Origin of the sequence: Nocardiopsis sp. TNDT3, assembly GCF_003427465.1 — a bacterium.
Taxonomy (GTDB): domain Bacteria; phylum Actinomycetota; class Actinomycetes; order Streptosporangiales; family Streptosporangiaceae; genus Nocardiopsis; species Nocardiopsis dassonvillei.
This window is the reverse complement of the sequence record NZ_QPFC01000410.1, coordinates 1-2,952: the sequence shown is the minus strand read 5'-3', so window position 1 is coordinate 2,952 and position 2,952 is coordinate 1. Positions and strand designations below refer to the sequence as shown.

At 72.6% G+C, this 2,952-nt stretch carries 3 protein-coding genes; all 3 read left to right on the top strand.

Features of this window, described 5'->3' with window-relative positions; translation table 11 throughout:
- The first annotated feature begins 184 nt into the window (after positions 1-184).
- Complete coding sequence (locus DQW06_RS10920) at positions 185-802, top strand: DUF1707 domain-containing protein (RefSeq protein WP_013156541.1); 618 nt, start codon at positions 185-187, stop codon at positions 800-802.
- Between the two features lie 235 nt (positions 803-1,037).
- Positions 1,038-1,709 (top strand): hypothetical protein, encoded by a 672-nt coding sequence (locus DQW06_RS10915; RefSeq protein ID WP_013156542.1) that lies wholly within the window; start codon positions 1,038-1,040, stop codon positions 1,707-1,709.
- Positions 1,710-1,844: 135 nt separating this feature from the next.
- Positions 1,845-2,828, top strand: a complete 984-nt coding sequence (locus tag DQW06_RS10910) for a LacI family DNA-binding transcriptional regulator (protein ID WP_013156543.1) — start codon at positions 1,845-1,847, stop codon at positions 2,826-2,828.
- Positions 2,829-2,952 lie beyond the last annotated feature (124 nt).

Sequence of the window (2,952 nt, the reverse complement as noted above, 5' to 3'; positions counted from 1 at the left end):
CCGGAGCACACACGCCAACCTCGTGCTGCGGGACGTGTTCGACCTGGACGTGCGGGTCGAGGAGGTCGCGGGCTCCCGGATCGGGGTGTACTACCGCTAGCCACGGGGACACCGGCACCCGCGGTCCCGACAGGTTCGGCCTCCGAGATGTACAGTCCGGTTCGTCCGCTCTTATCCTTGGGTCATGAACGCCCAGCCTCCGAAGCCCCCCGCGCGCACCGCTCCCCCCGGAGACCTCCGCGCCTCCCACGCCGACCGGGACGCGGTGGTGGAGCAACTGCGCGACGCGGCGGCCGAGGGGCGCATCGACCTCGATGAGCTGGATACGCGCCTGGAGCAGGCGCTGAATTCCAAGACGCACGCCGAGCTGGCCGTCCTGACCGCCGACCTGCCTCAGCCGCAGCTCCCCGAAAGCCGGCCGCCGCTGGTGGTCAAGGGCGGTATGCACGGCGCGTCCCTCGGCCCCGGGCGCTGGGAGGTGCCCGGGCACGTGATCGCCCACGGGGGCATAGCCGGGGTGAAGATCGACTTCAGCCGGGTCGAGTGCCGCCTCACGGAGGTCGTGGTGGAGGCCTACGGAGAGGCGGCCGGTGTCACGATCGTCATCCCCGACGGCTGGGCGGCGGACACCAGCGGCGTGGACCCCGGCATGGGCGGCCTCAAGGACAAGACGACCCCCGACCGGCTCGCGGGAACCCCGCTGATCCGGCTCAATGGGTCCGGCGGCATGGCGGGGGTCGTCATCCGCCACCCCAACCGCTGGGAACGGCGCAAGCTGAACAGCAACCCGAAGCAGGACTAGCCGCCCCGCCCGAGGTCGTCCGCACCCTGTCCTCCTCGAACGTGGACAACCCTGATCCGTCGCGGCCTCCTGAAGGGGTTCGGATGCGGGCCGCCCTCCGCCGAGGCAGGACCGCGGCCGGGTGGTGGGCCAGGCCCCCGGCGCTTGCTGTCGGCTCCGGGACGCCCCGGCCCGCCGTGCGCCCTTCGGGTCGTTGGTCCCATGTGCGCGGCGCGCCCCGGGGTAGTTCGCCGGTATGAACAGGAACCGCGACATCCCCCGTGCCCCCGGGCGGTTCGGCACCCTCATGGGCCGATTCAACATCTACGCCCAGAACAACCCGCGTCAGTTCGGCCTCCGCACAGCCCTGGGCGTCGGCGCCTTCAGCGTCTTCTCCGCCTCCCTGCTGTTCGGCCCCCTGTTGGTGGCCGAGGGCTTCGGTGGGCCGCTCCCCGTCATCGCGGGAGGCACCCTGGCCGGGGCGCTGGTCCTCACAGCGCTCGGCGGCTTCTTCTGCACGTGGATGACGCGCCGCATGGTCAAGGGCAGGCCGCTACCTGTGGACGCCGACCCGGCCAAGGCCTGGGCCGCGCACTGGCAGATCATGCGGGGCACCCTCCACCCGGACCCCGAGACCAACCGGCTCGGGCGCATCCTCGCCGACCAGAGCGACACCTCCAGGTCGCCGAAGTTCATGCTCGTCTTCGGCTGCTTCGTCGCCGTGCCCAACGTCGCCAATGCCCTGCTCATCTACGACAGCGAATCTCTGGTCGCCCTGATCAACCTGTTCATGGCAGGAACGCTGGTGGCCATGATCGCTGCCTTCGTCCCCCTGATGATGCGCCGCCAGCGCAGGGTCCGCCAGTTCCGTGAGACCTACGACCTCGCCGCCGCGGGCTCCTCCGGTACGCTCGGACGCGAGGACTGACCACGGCGCCCCTTTTCCCCTCACCCCCACGCTCCGTGACCGCTCCTCGCCCGGCGGCGCCCATCGGCTCCGCGCCGGGACAACACGGTGCGCAACAGCGCATCGAATCGGTTCGATAACGGACGGGACGGCACGGTGCGGATCTCCGATGTGGCCCGGCACGCTGGCGTGTCGCCGAGCACGGTCTCCTACGTCCTCAGCGGCAAGCGGTCGATCTCCGAGACCACCCGGCGGCGCGTGAGGGAGAGCATCGACGCCCTCGGCTACCAGCCGCACGCGGGCGCCCGCTCCCTGGCCAGCCGCCGCAGCAACGTGATCGCCCTGGTCATCCCGCTCCGCGGCGACGTCCACGTCCCCGTCGCGATGCGCTTCGCCGTCTCCGTGGTCACCGCCGCCCGCGCGCACGACCACGACGTCCTCCTGCTCACCCAGGGCGAGGGCCCCGACGGCCTGCGCCGGGTCTCGGGCAGCGCCATGGTGGACGGGGTCATCGTCATGGACGTGGAGGCCGACGACGCCCGCGTCCCCGTCCTGCGCGAACTGGGCCTGCCCTCGGTCCTCATCGGCGTCCCCGAGGACACCGAGGGCCTGACCTGCGTGGACCTCGACTTCGCCGCCGCCGGTGCTGCCTGCGTGCACCACCTAGCCGACCTCGGCCACACCGACCTCGCCTTCGTCGGACAGCCCCCCTCGGTGTACGAACGGCGCACCGGGTTCGCCGAGCGCACCACCACCGGCTTCGAACGCGCCGCCGCCGAGCGCGGCGTCCGCGCCACCCTGCACCCGTGCTCCCCCGACACCGCGCACGGCCTCGCGGAGGACCTGCTCCGCGAGCGGCCCGGCCTCACCGGCCTCATCGTGCACAACGAGCCCTCCGTCGGTCCGCTGCTCGAATCCTTCGCCGAGCACGGCCGCACCCCGCCCGAGCTGTCCGTGGTCGCCATCGGCCCGGTCCCGCCCGGCGCCCCGCCGCTGACCTCGGTGGACCTGCCCGCCGAGGAGGTCGGGGCCCGCGCGGTCGGTCTGCTCATGGACAAGATCGACGGCCCCGGGAACCCCGGGGTGACCCTGCTCGAACCCCGGCTCACCTCCCGGGAGAGCACCGCCCCGCGCGCCTGACCGCGCGCCACGCCCGACCGCGCTCCGCCCACGGCCGCGCTCCGCGCCCGAACGGGGAATGTGGCGGGGGACACCGGAAAAAGTGTCCCCGGGTCGTGGAATACCCACCCCCACCCTCCCGTTG

What these genes read in the sequence shown, in the direction of transcription:
- DQW06_RS10915 (WP_013156542.1), top strand. Translation starts at nt 1,038, where the DNA reads ATGAACAGGAACCGCGACATCCCCCGTGCCCCCGGGCGGTTCGGCACC.
- DQW06_RS10920 (WP_013156541.1), top strand. Translation starts at nt 185, where the DNA reads ATGAACGCCCAGCCTCCGAAGCCCCCCGCGCGCACCGCTCCCCCCGGA.